Genomic DNA, 15,967 nt, shown 5'->3' with positions numbered 1-15,967 from the left:
ACGAATCATCCGACCCTCTTCTCTGGCGATAAGCGACAAGCGATCCACCGTCCGCTATTCCACGGTCGCGATTTCCCCCAGATTGGCGCTGCCGAGGGACTTCAGAACGGCCAGATCCATGTTCTCGGACAGGAACCGGACGGCGCCGTCCCCGAAGACGAAGTGGCATCCGCCGGTGTGCTCGCTGCCGAAGCTGACGTCGTTGGCATACCACGACGTGAACTTCCGCAAATGCATGTGATACTTGATGTTCTTCGATCCGCCCGTTCCGCAGCCGTTCACTCCGCGAAACCAGCACCGGTAGATATTCGCCTTGTTCCACGAGAGCTCCCCGACCAGCAGAGTCTGTGACATGCCGTCGGTCACCTCGCTGATCCGTCGGGCTTTGTCCAGCGTCAGGATGCCGGTCGTTCCGAAGCCGCCGTGCGTGTTCGGCCCTCCCTTGCAGCGGGCCGCCTCCGGGTAGGTGCCGTCGTTGCCGGGGCCGCCCGGATCGAACGTCGGGACGCCGTTGCCGCTGGGGTCGTCGGTTCCGCCGCGCGTTCCATCGGGATCGTTGCTGGGCCCTCCGGTAACGCCGCCGGGGAAGTTATTCGGACCTGCATAGGAATTCGGCCCCAGGGGTCCCAGAACGCCGTAGTAGTGCGTGGTTTCCGTGGGACGGACGGGATCCACGGTGTTTCCATCGCGCGGATCGGGCCAGCGCTCGCGGGGGCTGAGGGTGACGCTGCCGCTCGGACAGAGAAAGGTTGGAATGCGGACCGTGCAGAACTTGCCGTTGGGGGCCAGAGCGTAGACGGAGCTGACGAACTGGAACTGCTGGTACAGGGGCGCCTGATCCATGTCGGGCAGAATGTAGACGTGCCAGCTCACCTGGCCGTTGTAGTCGGTGACGCCGATCGGAAACGTCGTGTGCCGATCGTGATAGTTGTGGAGCGCCAGGCCGATCTGCTTCAGATGATTCTTGCACTGGGTCCGCCGGGCGGCCTCGCGGGCCTGTTGAACCGCGGGCAGCAGCAGCGCGATCAGGATGGCGATGATCGCAATCACGACCAGCAGCTCGATGAGTGTGAATCCTCGGCGCATGTAAGAGGTCCTTTGCTGGTCGCTGTGACTGCGGGAACGGCCGGCCAGTGGAACGGCGCGAGTCTAACGTTCCGGAAAGCCACGCTCAACCAGCATTCCGCGATGAAAGTCGCGGCTTCGCCGATTTTTCGCATGGCGATCCATCGATATCGCAGCGTGTCGACACGTGGCGATCTTGCCCGGCCGACGAAATGCCGAGCGCGGCCCTCGGCGCGTTGAACCGCGCTGTCCTCCGGTCGGGCTATTGCGGTGCGCCCGTTTCGTCGTCCACAGAGTTTGGCGGTGCGGCGTCGATGTCGCGTTTCGCCCCCTTCAACACGACGTCCGCCACCACCAGCCGGTGGTCGGCGCCGTGGCTCCGGCCGACCTGACAGTCGACGATGCGCCAGTCGCTCGAACACAGAATATGGTCGATGCGGATCCACGGCGTATGGTCGGGCCAGCGTTCCCCTTCGACGCAGGGCGCCGTGTAACCCCAGCCCCAGCCGGCCAGCGTGAAGGCGTTCTGCAGATCGCCCCAGTAACGCCGGAGGATCGGACTGGTCGACGGAGCGTTGAAGTCACCCGCAATGATTCGCGGGCGGCCTTCCACGGCAGCGTCAACAGCCCGGCGGAGCGATCGCATTTCGCGACGACGCTTGTGTTCCCATTCGCTGACCTGCCGGCCCCACTCGCCCGACTGGATGCTTTCCCGCGAGGGATTCGCCAGACCCGGTCGAGGCGTCATCTGATGCACGTCGACCACATGCATCGGTCCGGCAGGCGTCGCGACCTCGGCGACCAGGGCCGCCCGCCGATCGAATTCGTCGAGGTGGATGTCGGCAATGAACTTCACCGGAAATCGGCAGCCGACCCTCAGATTCCCCGCAGCGACGAACTGCCAGCCGGGCAGCGCCTCTTCCAGAGCCGGGAAGGGTCGCGACGCTTCCTGCAGGACGAGCAGATCCGGCTTGAGGTCCAGGATCTCCTTGAGCCGCGCGTCGAAGCCGTCGCCGAAGCCCTGCACGTTGCAGGTGATGACCCGCAGCGGCGGACCGGATTGCGGACTCCGTTCCAGCAGCCGATGGACGGGAACCACGAAGCCCATGATCGGACCGGCGACGACCCCCATCGCAATCAGATGGAGCATGACGGCTTTGCGATCCCACGGCAGCGACAGCAGCCCGAGGATGGCCGGCGGGACGCAGAGGAGCGACAGCGGAGCATAAGTCAGAGCGGCTCCGACCCACCACGTTTCGCCGATGGCCCAGAGAATCGCCCAGACGGCGCACATCAGCCAGAAGTCGAGCCAGCCGAGCGTCCGGAGGATCCGCGAGCCTGTGCGCTTCGGCGCGGCGGGGCGAGGGACTGTGGGTGTCGACCGACGTCGAGTCATACCGGACGGGCATCTCAAAGAGGGAAGACACGCAGTTACGAACGGGCAATCTGCTCCAGCGCACGGTCGGCAGCCTGCAACGTGGCCTGGAGATGCTCTTCGGTCAGGGCGGCGGAGACGAAGTTGGCCTCGTACTGGCTGCAGGCCAGATAGACGCCGCCGTCGAGCATCGCGTGGAAGTAACGGGCGAAGCGCTTCGTATCGCTGTGCTTCGCCACGTCGTAGCTGGTGACGACCTCAGGATTGAAGAACAGCGTGAACATGCTGCCGATCTGGGGAATCGTGTGCGGCAGGCCGTATTTGCCCGCCAGGGCCGACAGGCCGACGCAGAGGCGGGCCGTGAAAGTCTCCAGAGCGGGATAGGGATTCAGCTCCTTCAGCGCGGTCAGCATGGCGATCCCCGCCGCCATGGCGACCGGGTTGCCGGAAAGGGTCCCCGCCTGGTAAACGGGGCCGACCGGCGAGACCGAATTCATGATGTCGGTCCGACCGCCGTACGCGCCGACCGGCATGCCGCCGCCGAGAATTTTTCCCAGCGTGGTCATGTCGGGCCTGATGCCGAAGCGTTCCTGGGCTCCGCCGAACGCCAGGCGGAAGCCGGTCATCACTTCGTCGAAGATCAGGACCGCGCCGTGCTGCCGGCAGACGCGCTGCAGCGTCTGCAGAAACTCCGGCGTGGGAATCACCACGCCCATGTTGCCGACGACCGGTTCCAGAATCACTGCGGCGATTTCGCCGCCGCGACGGCTGAAGGTGTCTTCGAGTTGCTGGCAGTCGTTGTAGGGGAGGGACAGCGTATCCGCCGTGCAGCCCGCGGGGACGCCGGGGCTGGACGGGACGCCGTGCGTCAGGGCCCCGCTGCCGGCCTGCACCAGGAGGCTGTCGACGTGGCCGTGGTAGCAGCCGGCGAATTTGATGATCACGTTACGTCCGGTGAAGCCGCGGGCAACGCGAATAGCGCTCATCGTGGCTTCCGTGCCCGAATTGACCATCCGGACCTTTTCGATGGAAGGGACGGCGGCGATCACCAGCTCGGCCAGAACGGTTTCGCTTTCGCAGGGAGCGCCGTAGCTGGTCCCTTTCTGCAAAGACGCCTGAATCGCGTCCATGATCTGCGGATGGCGGTGGCCGAGGATGTGCGGCCCCCACGAGCCGATATAGTCGAGATAACGATTGCCGTCGATGTCGTAGAGGTACGGCCCGTCCGCCCGATCGATGATCACCGGCGTCCCGCCGACGCCGCCAAAGGCGCGGGCCGGGCTGTTCACGCCGCCGGGGATGACTTTCTGAGCCCGGGCAAAATGGGCTTCGCTCTTCACGTGAGACAGGGGCATGCGACAGAACCTCGGGATGCGGGCGGACTTGTCGTCGGCTCCGGGCCGACCTGCCGACGATAATAGTCGATCCCGGCGCGTGAGGCGACGCCGGCGCGGGTGGCCTGGAAGAGAAGAACTCAGGAATTGAAGCACGTTCGCCGAACCTTCACGGCCTCTGGCTTGTCAAACGCAATTGGCACCCCGTACCCTCAATCATCTTCCGCCGGAATCGGACTCCCGCGGAATCCCTCAGCCCCTGGATGGTGCGGGACTTCGGGATCTTCACGACGGTCCCGGGCCGGGCTTCAGGCGGTTGACGACGAACAAAGGATGGCGACTGTGACCGCCGGATCGGCTGCTCCAATTCGACAGACTGCAACGCCGGGCGGATACGCGGAGCTGCTGGCGATCGCCGTGCCGCTGATGCTCAGCGCAGGCACGCAGTCGCTGATGCACATTGTGGACCGGATCTTCCTGACGGGACTGTCGTCGGCCGCGCTCGCCGCGTCGCTGCCGGCAGGCATCCTGTTCTGGTCCTGTTTGAGCCTGCCGTTCGGGACCGCGTCGTACATCAATGCGTTCGTGGCCCAGTACGAAGGAGCCGGACAGCGGGACCGGGTGATTGCGTCGGTGGCGCAGGGCGTCTGGTTTGCGATTTTCGCGGGCCTGCTGCTGATGGGGTTCGCCCCGTTCTCGCAGGCGATCTTCGCGCTGATCGGGCATGAGGCCCGGATCGCCGCGCTGGAGGCGGAATACTTCTACTGGCTGAGCCTCGGGGCGATCCCGGCGCTGCTGTCGGCGACGCTGTCGAGCTTCTTCAGCGGCCGGGGTCAGACGCGCGTCGTGCTGGCCGTCAACATCGCGTCCGTCGCGGCCAATGTCCTGCTGGACTATGCGATGATTTTCGGGAACTGGGGGCTCCCCGCCTGGGGGATCACCGGGGCGGCGATCGCCACCAATCTCGCGAACTTCCTGGCCTGTGTGGTTTATGCCGGGCTGATGCTCCGGCCGTCGATCGAGCGGCAGTATCACGTGTTGCGGAATCTGAGTCTGGATTTCGACCTGCTGGCGCGGCTGCTGAGGTTCGGGCTCCCCAGCGGTCTGCAGATGTTTGTCGACGTCGCCGGTTTTACAGTCTTCATGCTGATTATCGGACTGATCGGCGAAGCCGAGCTGGCGGCCACGAACATCGCGTTCAATCTGAATACGCTGGCGTTCATTCCGGTGGTCGGAATCGGGATTGCCGTTTCCACGCTGGTCGGCCAACGGATCGGCGAAGGCCGACCGGACCTCGCCGAAGCCAGCACCTGGCGGGCGTTTTCGCTGGGGGGGGCGTATATGGTCGTCTTCGGGGTGATCTATATGGTCCTTCCCGATCTGCTGCTGTGGCCGTATGCCGCCAGCGCCAATCGCGAGAGTTTCGACGGGATTCGGAGCACGGTGATCGTTCTGCTGCGGTTCGTCACGCTCTATTCGTTCTTCGACGCGATGGCGATCATTTTCGGGTCCGCGATCCGCTCCGCCGGCGATACGCGGTTCTCGATGATCGCCACGGGAAGCTGCGCCTGGTTCCTGATGGTCCTGCCGACCTGGCTGGTCTGGAAGTGGTATCGTCCCGATCTGATTCTGAGCTGGGCGTTCTGTTCGGCGTACGTGATTGCACTCGGGTTTATCATGCTCGCCCGCTTCCGTCAGGGACGCTGGAGGAGTATGAAGATCATCGAGCACACCGCCGCGGAACCGGGCTACGAGCCGGCGAATGCGGGGGAGGCGCATGTCATCGGGACCGCGTTTGCCGGAGCGGTCTGCGAGTCTCCGCAGGCCGAGGTCTGATCCCGGCTCGAAAGGGAAGCCGGCGATGTCGCACGATTCGCCGAACCGCGACGCGGACGAACGCGCCGCCGCGATTCGATCGTTGATCAAGGAACTGCGGACCGAAGGGATTCGGTCCGACAGCGTGCTGCAGGCCCTGCAGACCGTCCCCCGCGATCAGTTTGTCCCGCCGGAGTACGTCGCCGCCGCCTGGCGGAACACGGCGCTGCCGATCGGCTCGGGACAGACGATCAGCCAGCCCTACGTCGTAGCCCTGATGACGGAGGCGCTGGAACTGACCGGCGACGAGACTGTTCTGGACGTCGGCACCGGCAGCGGATATCAGGCGGCGGTTCTGGCCGGCCTGTGTCGCCACGTGGTCGGCGTCGAACGCATTCCGGAGCTCGTGACGGGAGCGCGAGAGAAGTTGCACGCCCTGGGGCTGAGCAACGTCGAAGTCCATGAGGGGGACGGCTCGCTGGGCTGGCCCGATCAGGCGCCGTTCAAAGGCATCCTGGTCGCAGCCGCCGGCCCGCGCGTCCCCGAGGCGCTCTTGAAGCAGCTTGCGGACGGCGGACGGCTGGTGATTCCAGTCGGCCCACCGTCGCAGCAGGTGCTGATGCAGTACCGCCGGGAGGGGGAGACGATCCACTCCCGGCAGCTCACAGGTGTGCGGTTTGTGCCGTTGATCGGGGCGGAAGGGTGGGCCGACGGATTCGGCGAGGATTGACTTTCTGCAATTCTATTGCGAAATTGCGATAAGTCTCCAGCGGATCCGGCTTGCATCGCGTAGATTGCGTGAGCCCCGCGGGAGTTGCTTGCGGGACTGGGACGCATCGACGAAGATCCCGGACCACGATTGTTCCGGCTCGAAGCCACGAGGCAGGACTTCTGCATGAGTCTGCAGCTCCGCAATATCCGCAAGACCTACCGCGAGCCCGGCGGCGGCGTCATTACCATCCTCAATATCGCCGAGTTCCAGCTCGCCGTCGGCGAACAGGTGGTCCTGGTGGGGCAAAGCGGCGGCGGTAAAACCACGCTCTTGAACGTGATCGCCGGCATCACCATGCCCGATGCGGGCGAAGTCAAAATCGGCGGCGTGGACATCACCAGGCTGCACGAGTCCGCCCGCGATCGCTTCCGGGCCGAGCGGATCGGCTACGTCTTTCAGACATTCAATCTGCTCCCCGCCTTCACGGCTCTCGAAAACGTGCTGCTGGGGATGAGCTTCGGCGGACGGCCTGTGAATCGCGCCAAAGCGTCGGAGCTGCTCGATCGCGTGGGGCTCGCGCATCGCCTGCACCACAAGCCCGGCCAGCTCTCCGTCGGCGAACAGCAGCGGGTGTCGGTGGCGCGGGCGCTGGTGAATACGCCGCAAATTCTGCTGGCGGACGAGCCGACGGCCAATGTCGATCCCGCTCACCAGCAGTCGGTGCTGGATCTGATCCGCGACACGTGCCGCGAGCACGAAGTCGCCCTGCTGATGGTGACGCACGCCCCCGAAGTGGCCGGGCAGTTCGAACGCGTCGAAAAGCTGTCCGATTTCAACCGGCCCGGGACCTGAGCATGAACCTGCTGACCATCGCCTGGAAGAGCGTCCGCCAGCGGTCGCTCTCTTCGACGCTCACCGCCTTCAGCATCGCCCTGGGCATCATGCTCATGGTGTCGGTGCTCGTCATCTTCGGCGTCGTCGAAAGCACCTTCAGCCAGCGCTCGATCAACTACGACCTGATCGTCGGCCCCAAGGGAAGTCCGCTGCAGCTCGTGCTGAGCACGGTCTATCACGTCAGTCCGCCCATCGAGAACCTCCCCTACAAGTTCTACAAGGATCTGCAGAAGCGGCCGGAAGTGAGCGTGGCGATACCGATTGCGTTCGGCGATGTGACCGAACAGGGGAGTTTTCCCATCGTCGGAACAACCCCTCAATTCTTTGAGCTCGACTACGCCCCCCGACGGCCCTTCCTGGTCAACGGCGACTTCGTGCGCAAGCCGTTCGACGCCGTCATCGGCCAGCGCGTCGCGCGGGAGAACGGGTGGACGCTGGGGACGAAGTTCAAGCTGGTGCATGGCGGCGCGGATACGGGTCACGTGCACGATGAAGAGTTCGAGGTGAAGGGAATTCTGGCGCCGACCGGTACGCCTCACGATAAGACGGTCTACGTGAACCTCGAAGGGTTCTACATGATCGAGGGGCACGACAAGCCGATCGGCGAAGCCATCGAACGGGAGCGGAAGTTCTTCGGCCTGTCCCCGCTCAGCAAGGAGGAGCTCGCCGCCCAGGTCAAGCGGCTCGGCGGACACGATCACGAAGGCCATGACCACGCAGGCCACGACCACCAGCACGCTATTCCCGACGTGCAGAAGGAAGTTACGGCCGTTCTGGTGCAGTGCAAGACGCAGATCGCCGCCAACCTGCTCGCCGGGGAACTGAAGAAAGGCTACCAGGCGATGGGCATCAACCCGATCATGCCGATGCAGCAGCTCTTCAACGACGTCCTGGGTGGCGTCCGGACGCTGCTGATCGTGCTGACGGGGCTGATCGTGATCGTCTCGGGGATCGGCATCTTCGTCAGCATCTACAACTCGATGTCGGCCCGCCAGAAGGAAATCGCCATCATGCGGGCGCTCGGCGCCCGCCGGACGACGGTCTTCGGCATCATCCTGCTGGAGTCGATCCTGCTCTGCGTCGGCGGCGGCCTGTTCGGCCTGCTGCTGGGCCACGGCCTGGTCTTCGCAGCCGCTCCGCTGGTGGAAGCCCGCTCGGGAATCCTGATGGACCCGCTGGCCTTCGATCCCTGGGAACTGGTCCTCTTCCCGGTCCTGCTGGGCGTCGGCTCCTTCGTCGGCTTCCTGCCGGGCATGGCGGCCTACCGGACGGACGTGGCGCAGGCGCTGTCGGGCCAATAGGTCTGCGGGACGGAAAGATTTCACGCAGAGCCGAGGAGCGGAACGCAGAGGTGAGCGGGCGGTCGCTGGAACCGCTCCCGCCATCGTGCGGGATCGACCGACTCAGGTATCGATGGACGGTGCCCAATAGGTGTCGACGGATCGTCGGATGGACGGTGCGTTGAATCCTTCGGGATCCTTTTGCAGACACAACAGAAGAAATTCCCGGATGGCGTCGCGCTGAGCCGGCGACAATAGACTCAACTGCGATCGGCGGTATTCCGACAGAACCCCGAGCTTGAAATCCATTTCTTGTGGCAGCGTGCCCTCGAGATCCACAAGTAGAAACGCCGGCAGATGAAACCGCATTCCCGCCGGATCAAAGAAACTGAGACTGCTGTTGCACCGGTTTAACGTCCCTGCGGGGATTGCGGACCAATCGTTTTTCTCATCTTTGGCCCGGTACTTCGCGAGCGTTTCGCCACATTCGTAGTCGTCCATTCCCTGCGCCTCCAGCAAACCAATGCCGTCGCCCAGCGTGACGCCTTGAAAGGCTTCGCGAATCAGGTCGGCGACGCGGCGTTCTTCGTTGGTCATCGGGAGACTTTCTTGGCACAGGCGGAGCCATGCGGGACCGGCCGCCCCTCAATACCACTTCCGCTTATCCACCAGCGTCGCCGGCGGTTCCCCCCGCACGAACCGTCGGACGTTCTCCAGCAGCGTCTCCAGATGCCGTTCCGCAATCCGCGGCGACGCGGCCGCCACGTGGGGCGTGATGATCACGTTCGACATGCGCCACAGCGGATGCTCGGCAGGCAGCGGCTCAATCTCGCAGACGTCGAGAGCCGCGCCCGCAATCTCGCCGGCCCGTAACGCCTCGGTCAGGTCGGCGAGATCGACAATCGCACCCCGCCCGATATTCACCAGGACCGCGCTCCGCCGCATCTGCTGAAACAGCGGCCGGCGGAACAGCTTGTACGTCTCGGGCGTCTGCGGCGCCGCGATCACCACGTAGTCGCTCTGCGCGAGCAGTTCGGGCAATCGTTCGACCGGCCAGACCTCGTCCAGCACGCCCTCGACCGAACGTCGCTGCGGATCGACGCCCCGCAGCGACATGCCGAAGCACTTCGCCCGCTGGAGAATCTCCGCGCCGATCGCGCCGACGCCGACGACTCCCAGGGTGAGGTCGCTCAGATGCTGATGGGCGGCATCGACCGGCGTGGAGGTGCCTGGGGCGCTGACAAAGTCGGTCACGGCGCTCTGATCGCCCACCGGCGCCCAGGTCTGCTGCCGCAGGTAGACGTGCAGATTTCGCGCAAAGCAGAGGACGAGTCCCATCACGTGGTCCGCGATCACATCGGAAAACAGCCCGCGCATGTTGCTCAACTGGCAGGGATGTTCGACCAGTTCCGGAAACAGATAATGCTCGAGGCTCGCCGTGGGAGACTGCACCCAGCGCAAGTGCTTAGCCGCGCGAAGCAGTTCGGGAGTCAGCTTGCCGAAGAACGCGTCGGCATCGACGATCTCGCACACAGCGGTTGCGGCATCGGCGGCGTTGACGACGGTCATCGGTCCTGCAGCCGTCACGATGCGCGCGAGACGCGAGTCATTCACGGCAGGCGAGATCACCAGCTTCATGGGAGTCCTTCGTCGATTCGAAAACATCATTTTCCGCGGGGGAAACATTCGATGGCGCGATATGCGCCGGGGCAATGGCGCGGGGGAGCTCCATGACCCGCGAAGCTCTTGCGTCTGTCCGCATGCACTTCGCGGCAAGCCGTAGAGCGGTTCGAATTGTCCGGCAAGTTGAGCAGCGATCCGCGGCAAGAATCAAGTCCAATCTTCCGTCCGCGCGCGCTTCGCGCAAACACGATTGCCAATGCGAAATCCGACTTGCTCTTTGCGAAGCCCAGAGGCAGAATGTCGCCCCATGCTGCTTCCCCGAAGCGCATCCCTTCTTGTCGTGCGGGCCGTTAGACGAGGACTCCCGATGCAGGTCATTTCCCGCGGTGTTGACGAGAGCCTGGTAATTGGCGACATGGTAGTGACGGTGCTGGAGGTTCAGCCTACTCACGTGCGCCTCGGAATCAGTGCTCCCGACGCGATCCCGCCCTACTGGGAAGAGACCCTCTACCTCGAAGATTCTATGGAAGCCTGCGAGTCCGAAGTTCTGGCGTATTCCTGAGCTCGCGGGGCGGACGCTGCGAACTCCCCGGCATCTGGTAGAAGTACCAGTCCCTCAAGAGCGCCGGGCGGCGATCGCTGCACCGGTTGAGCCTGAGAGCGAGACTCGCCGACACGACCTGCCATTGCCCTCCTCCGCAATTTCACCGCGCCCCGGCGTGAGCGATGCGCCGGTCGAAGAGACGGGCGACGACCTGTCAATTCGCCCTCGAGCGGTGGGATGTGTCAGGGATTGCGGCAGAACCGCCGAGCATGGATCTGGAGAGTTACCCCGCCCCCGCGGGAGCACTCGTCGGGGAGGAACGCAGGCTCGGCGGAGGACGGGGGGCTGGGGTCGGGCGTCTGCGACCGCCTCCAGCGAATGCAAACGGGCTCAATTCTGGGGGCTCGAAGACTCCACACCAGCCACCCGCCGGCAACGGATTCCTCCAAACACACAATCGACGTGTTCCTCAGGCGCGGCAGCCGGTTGAATCCGTGAGGCGTGCAGGCCAGGAAACGCCGGCCGCTCTGGCGCAGTCCGACATCAATGCGGCCTGCAGCGGGCGGAACGAGACGATCGAAGCAGATCGGCGGTTCAAACGCGGCGACGCCAGCGTTCCTCACCCAGCCTCTGCCCCTCAGAAATCGATCCGGATCGAGTACAGCCGCGAGCGATCGGAGCGAATCCGCAAGTCTTCCAGCAGCACGGCGAGATCGGGCGCCAGCAAACCCCGCCGCGCCGGATTGGCCTCGGTCACGGTCACCGGCTTATCCAGGTCGATCAAGGACTCGTTCAACCACACCGTATTCCACTTCGACGGGCTCTTGACGTGAATCGTGTTCCCGGGCGTGATATTCACCTCCAGCGTCATCACCCCCGGAAACCGAACGCCTGCCGGAAGCGGCAGAATGACGTTCTTCGCCAGCGCCTCCGCCCGAAAATTGAAATACTCGTTGTCCGTCCGCCGCAGACTGGAAATGGTGAACTTCTTCGGCTGCGGCCCCCGCCGCCGGCTCTCCATCCAGTCGAAGATTCGCGGCAGCTCATCGGCGAACAGCTCCAGTCCCCGCCCGATAAACTGCACGTAAACCATGTCGAACAGCGTCCCGTGCAGAAAGCAGCGACTCAGCACCGCCGAGTTCTTCGAGTGAGTGCTCCGGTCGAGCTCGCCCGCAACCACGTACCAGCCGGTATACTGCCCGTTCTCCCGCAGATACGTGGCATACTCGCCGCAATAGCCGCAGATCGGAATCACCCCGGCGAATTCATCCGGATGGGCGAAGCCCAGATCGAACGCCGCGTCCCCGCCCATCCCGTGCCCCGTCAGAAACACCCGATCGGGATCGACCGAAAACCGTCGGCGGGCATCCCGCAGACTCTCCAGCACGACTCGCTGGGCCGGAATGTCGTAGTCGTAACTCGTCCGCTCCTCCCCCAGATAGTCGGGGGCAATGACAATAAATCCCCGTCGCTGCGCCGGCCCCTGCGACCCCGGACTCCCCCCCCACCACTGCAGCGTCTGAGCCAGCGTCCGCCCCTCCGGCCGCAGCACGACCAGCAGCGGATACCGATGGTCCCGCGAATACTCCGGCGGCAGCAGGACCCGGTACCGGATCCCGCGATCCTTGTCCCCCGCCGGAGAAAGCTCCACCAGCGACTGACCCATCTCATCCGCCGGCGGAGCTTCCAGCCACGGCGGCAGCAATGCAATCAGTTGCTGAATCGACGCCGTCCCGATTCCTTCCAGCTTCCGGATTTCTCCCAGCAGATGCTCGTGATCGTGCGGATGAACCGACCGCAGGTACTCCAGCACCAGATGCCGGGCGTCCCACAGCCGCACCGCCTGATTCAGATCCGTGACCGCGTTCGACGGCCCAACCACCCAGCCGGAATAGCCCAGCGCCAGCTTCTCCCGCGGAGTGAGCTGCGGGTCCTTCTCCGCGCGGAGAAACGGGTCGAGCCGGGAGAGCGTCTCCAGCGAAAGCTCCTCGTTCACAACCGAACGCATTCCCTGCAGGCGATCCATCAGCTCGGGCTCGTCGATCCGCGAATGCAGATCCCCCAGCAGCAGCTCCGCCTTTTCGAGCGAGTTGTGAAGGAGCGCGTAGCGCCCCAGAAACTCCTGAACCTCCGCCCGCACTTCCCCCCCGAGCGGCTGCCGCTCCAGCGCCCTGGCCTTCGATTCCGCCAGCTCGTGCTGACCCGCGGCATGCCGACGATTCAATTCGCCCAGCACATTCCGCCCGAAGCTCTGCAGCAGCAGCTCCCGCGCCTCGCCGACCCGTCCGGCCAGTTCGGGGAACTCCCTCCCGATCGCCTCAAACTCCGAGAACGCCTGATCGTACATCTCCGCCTGCGCGAAGAACCGCGCCAGCGCCAACCGGTCTTCGACATCCCCCGGCTTCAGCCGCTGTCGAAGAATCGTCTCAATCTCCTGGGCCGGCAGCGTGCTCGTCGCCACTCCGTAAACCCAGTTGTGAGTCAGCGACGAAATCGTCACGTGGCTCGGCGAAATCTCCGTGATCCCCTGGATCACTACCGTCGCTCGCCCGTTGCCCGGAAACTTGATCGATCGCTGCCCGAACTCGTTGAACGGCTCGAGCTGCGAGAGCCCGGCGACCGAGCCCACGCTGCCGTGCTGCGATGTCCGCTTCTGGTCGATCCGGAATCGCTCTTCGACCGCAGGCAGAAACTGTTTGTCGAAAGACTCCACCTGCCGCTGTGAAACGTAGTACCGCTGCCAGTCGTTCTCGACCATGACAATCGGATAAGCCTGGATATTCTCGTCGTCAGCCGCCCCCTTCCCGGACCCCAGGGACGTCAGCCGCACCACCTTCCCCTGCAGCCGCATCCCGTTCTTGAGCTGGATCTCAGACGCTTCGCAGGACATGCCCCACGCGGCCGCGCCGCAGATGACGCCGAAAATGGTCGAGAGCCGGACCACAGTGTTGCCACCCCCTCCCGCCGCCGCAGGAAATCCCGATCGAGCGATCGTCTCGCCCACCGGCGGTTCCCGCCGGTCCCTCCCCGCCATGATCGCTCACCCAAGTTTTGCAGATCGGCGGCCCCATCGCCAGACTTTCAACATTCCCCCGGAGATTTCCGCCCCGTTCCCCGCAGCGCAAGTCTGCCAGCACGTTGCGCAAGCGCCGGCAGGGGATTCAGGCCTGGTACGACCACCTGATCGGCACGGGCCTGCTGGAAGGGAAGAACAACAAGATCAAACTTCTGCAGCGGCAAGCGTTTGGCGACCGCGACAAGGAGTTCTGCAAACTCACACTCCTCCGCCTGCACCGCAGTCAGAGCGCATTCGCCGGATGAGCCAGTCTTGTCCCCTCTCCCGCTGTCTTCAGTGGGAGAGCGCAGGGTGAGGGTCTTCGAAGTTGTCAGAGAGTTGTCCACGGCGAACGGAGAAAAGTCCGCGCGCCTCACCATCGTGGCCGGCGATTGAACAGCGCGTTGAAGAATTTCAGCAAATCGCCCGGACAGGAATGTCGGGGCCGCCTTCTCGGACGAATTCTCTTCAGGTGGGACAGACATTCCTGTCTGTCTCCAAGTTCTTCAACAGGCTACCTGGCGCGGCTCCGTTCCGTGGGGCCGTTCCAGCCTTCATTCTCCTCCTTCCGCATCCAGCCGCAGCCGCGCCTCTTCAATCTCCGCCCGCTGCGCATCGCTCACCTCCGGGTACTTGACATCCAGCCTGCCGATCTCGCGGGCCAGAATATGAGCGACGGCGGCCCGCGTCACCCATTTATGGTCCGCGGGAATCACGTACCACGGCGCCCATCGCGTGCTCGTCTGCTCCAGCATCTCCTGATACGCCTTCTGGTAGTCGTCCCAGAACGCCCGTTCCTGAAGGTCCGACGGCGAAAACTTCCAGTGCTTGTTCGGCTCGTTCACTCGCTCCAGAAACCGCTTCCGCTGCTCGTCCTTCGACACGTTCAGGAAAAACTTGATGATCCGCGTCCCGTTCCGCGACAGATGATGCTCCATCTGATTGATGTCTTCGTACCGCCCTTTCCAGAACTTCTTCTTCGACGGGTCCGCATCCGGAATCCGCTGCGCCGCCACCAGCTCCGGATGGACGCGCACCACCAGGACCTCTTCATAGTAAGACCGGTTGAAGATCCCGATCCGCCCCCGCTCCGGCAGCGCGCTCATGCAACGCCACAGATACGTGTGATCCAGCTCCATCGCCGACGGATGCTTGAAACTCGTAACGCTCACCCCCTGCGGATTCACCCCCGACATCACGTGCTTGATCGTGCTGTCCTTCCCCGCCGCGTCCATCGCCTGAAAAATCACCAGCACCGACCACGTGTCCGAGGCGTACAGCAGCTCCTGAGCCTCCGCCACCTCGCGAACGCTGGTCTCCAGCAGCTTGGCGGCAATGTCCCGCCGCTGCTCCTCCGGAACGTCTTCATTCCCCTCCCACCCCGGAGAATGGTCGCGCAGCCGAAACTTCTTCTCGGGGACAACGCGAAAGCGGTCGACGAGCCGATCGAGATCATTCATGCGGACCCCCAGATATGGATTTGAAGACGGCAGCAGCCAGACAGGACTCGCCAGCATAAGCGGATCGCCCCCCCGAATGCACGGGCGGACTCGCTCGATTGCCCCGCCGCCTCGCGCCGCGGTACCGTGAACGCCGATTCGGGGCGGGAACGTCGCCGCCCCCGCCCAGCTCCAGTTCCATTCGATTGCCGAGAGGACTCCCGCATGCTGCAACGTCTCAAGACCCGTGGAAAGCTTCTGGCCGCCGGCGCCGCGCTCGTCGCCCTCGGAACTCTGATCGGCCGTGCACAGCAGGACTCTGCCGACAGCCCGTTCGCCACCCCGACGATCGACATCGGCATGTGCGTCAGCGACGCCGAAAAGTCCCTCGCCTTCTACAAAGACGCCCTCGGTTTCCGCGAGGCCCCGTCGTTCGACGTCCCCGCCCAGTTCTCGACTGACACCGGCCTGTCGAACAACCTGCCGCTCCACGTGCACGTGCTGACCCTCGGCGAGGGACCGGGCGCGACGAAGCTCAAGCTGATCCAGACCAGAACCTCGCCCGGCGCCCGCGTCGACCAGAGCTTCATCCACTCGACCTACGGCATCCGCTACCTGACGATCGTCGTCAAAGACGTCAACGCCGCCGTCAAACACGCCGCCGAACACGGCGCCAAGCCGATCGCAAAATGCCCCCAGCCCCTCCCGGCCGGCTTCCCCGAGGGCCTCGCCCTCGCCAACTTCCGCGATCCCGACGGAAACCTGATCGAACTGGTCGGCCCCTGGAAAAAACCGTAAGTCGCAACGTCCCCGCGTCGTTCGCCCGCAATT

Annotated in this window: 14 protein-coding genes; 7 read left to right on the top strand and 7 right to left on the bottom strand. The window is 64.3% G+C overall.

Annotated features, from left to right (window positions below; translation table 11 throughout):
• Window positions 1-54: 54 nt before the first annotated feature.
• The 3 genes from SH412_RS06890 to hemL form a co-directional block, all read right to left on the bottom strand.
• The gene (locus tag SH412_RS06890; protein ID WP_336522777.1) at window positions 55-1,086 is read right to left on the bottom strand and encodes a DUF1559 domain-containing protein; all 1,032 of its coding nucleotides are present in this window, start codon (window positions 1,084-1,086) and stop codon (window positions 55-57) included.
• A 241-nt stretch (window positions 1,087-1,327) separates the two neighbouring features.
• Window positions 1,328-2,461, bottom strand: coding sequence for an endonuclease/exonuclease/phosphatase family protein (locus tag SH412_RS06885; RefSeq protein ID WP_336522776.1), 1,134 nt, complete (start codon window positions 2,459-2,461; stop codon window positions 1,328-1,330).
• Window positions 2,462-2,496: 35 nt separating this feature from the next.
• A complete protein-coding gene (gene hemL / locus SH412_RS06880) occupies window positions 2,497-3,795 on the bottom strand; it encodes a glutamate-1-semialdehyde 2,1-aminomutase (RefSeq protein ID WP_336522775.1) in 1,299 nt (432 codons plus the stop codon).
• Between the two features lie 312 nt (window positions 3,796-4,107).
• Between hemL and SH412_RS06875 the strand changes: the two genes are divergently transcribed.
• The 4 genes from SH412_RS06875 to SH412_RS06860 all read left to right on the top strand — a co-directional run bounded on the left by SH412_RS06875 (window position 4,108) and on the right by SH412_RS06860 (window position 8,496).
• Window positions 4,108-5,610 (top strand): MATE family efflux transporter, encoded by a 1,503-nt coding sequence (locus SH412_RS06875; RefSeq protein ID WP_336522774.1) that lies wholly within the window; start codon window positions 4,108-4,110, stop codon window positions 5,608-5,610.
• 25 nt (window positions 5,611-5,635) lie between these two features.
• Window positions 5,636-6,319 (top strand): protein-L-isoaspartate(D-aspartate) O-methyltransferase, encoded by a 684-nt coding sequence (locus SH412_RS06870; protein ID WP_336522773.1) that lies wholly within the window; start codon window positions 5,636-5,638, stop codon window positions 6,317-6,319.
• Between the two features lie 165 nt (window positions 6,320-6,484).
• A complete protein-coding gene (locus tag SH412_RS06865; RefSeq protein WP_336522772.1) occupies window positions 6,485-7,153 on the top strand; it encodes an ABC transporter ATP-binding protein in 669 nt (222 codons plus the stop codon).
• 2 nt (window positions 7,154-7,155) lie between these two features.
• Window positions 7,156-8,496 (top strand): ABC transporter permease, encoded by a 1,341-nt coding sequence (locus SH412_RS06860; RefSeq protein ID WP_336522771.1) that lies wholly within the window; start codon window positions 7,156-7,158, stop codon window positions 8,494-8,496.
• A gap of 102 nt (window positions 8,497-8,598) precedes the next feature.
• On the opposite strand, the gene SH412_RS06855 is transcribed toward SH412_RS06860, so the two are convergent.
• On the bottom strand, window positions 8,599-9,072 hold the full coding sequence (locus tag SH412_RS06855; protein WP_336522770.1) for a DUF6714 family protein: 474 nt from the start codon (window positions 9,070-9,072) through the stop codon (window positions 8,599-8,601).
• A gap of 48 nt (window positions 9,073-9,120) precedes the next feature.
• A complete protein-coding gene (locus SH412_RS06850) occupies window positions 9,121-10,113 on the bottom strand; it encodes a D-2-hydroxyacid dehydrogenase (protein WP_336522769.1) in 993 nt (330 codons plus the stop codon).
• A gap of 292 nt (window positions 10,114-10,405) precedes the next feature.
• On the opposite strand from SH412_RS06850, the gene SH412_RS06845 reads away from it, so the two are divergent.
• Complete coding sequence (locus tag SH412_RS06845; protein ID WP_336522768.1) at window positions 10,406-10,660, top strand: carbon storage regulator; 255 nt, start codon at window positions 10,406-10,408, stop codon at window positions 10,658-10,660.
• A 619-nt stretch (window positions 10,661-11,279) separates the two neighbouring features.
• Here SH412_RS06845 and SH412_RS06840 read toward each other — a convergent pair.
• The gene (locus SH412_RS06840) at window positions 11,280-13,646 is read right to left on the bottom strand and encodes a carboxylesterase family protein (RefSeq protein WP_336522767.1); all 2,367 of its coding nucleotides are present in this window, start codon (window positions 13,644-13,646) and stop codon (window positions 11,280-11,282) included.
• A gap of 47 nt (window positions 13,647-13,693) precedes the next feature.
• Between SH412_RS06840 and SH412_RS06835 the strand changes: the two genes are divergently transcribed.
• The gene (locus tag SH412_RS06835) at window positions 13,694-13,963 is read left to right on the top strand and encodes a transposase (RefSeq protein WP_336522766.1); all 270 of its coding nucleotides are present in this window, start codon (window positions 13,694-13,696) and stop codon (window positions 13,961-13,963) included.
• Between the two features lie 288 nt (window positions 13,964-14,251).
• On the opposite strand, the gene SH412_RS06830 is transcribed toward SH412_RS06835, so the two are convergent.
• Complete coding sequence (locus SH412_RS06830) at window positions 14,252-15,157, bottom strand: polyphosphate kinase 2 family protein (RefSeq protein ID WP_336522765.1); 906 nt, start codon at window positions 15,155-15,157, stop codon at window positions 14,252-14,254.
• 204 nt (window positions 15,158-15,361) lie between these two features.
• On the opposite strand from SH412_RS06830, the gene SH412_RS06825 reads away from it, so the two are divergent.
• Window positions 15,362-15,934, top strand: a complete 573-nt coding sequence (locus SH412_RS06825; protein WP_336522764.1) for a VOC family protein — start codon at window positions 15,362-15,364, stop codon at window positions 15,932-15,934.
• The last annotated feature ends 33 nt before the right edge of the window (window positions 15,935-15,967 follow it).

Origin of the sequence: Planctellipticum variicoloris (assembly GCF_030622045.1) — a bacterium.
Classification (GTDB): domain Bacteria; phylum Planctomycetota; class Planctomycetia; order Planctomycetales; family Planctomycetaceae; genus Planctellipticum; species Planctellipticum variicoloris.
The sequence above is the reverse complement of the archived record's forward strand: the minus strand, read 5'-3'. Positions and strand labels throughout refer to the sequence as shown.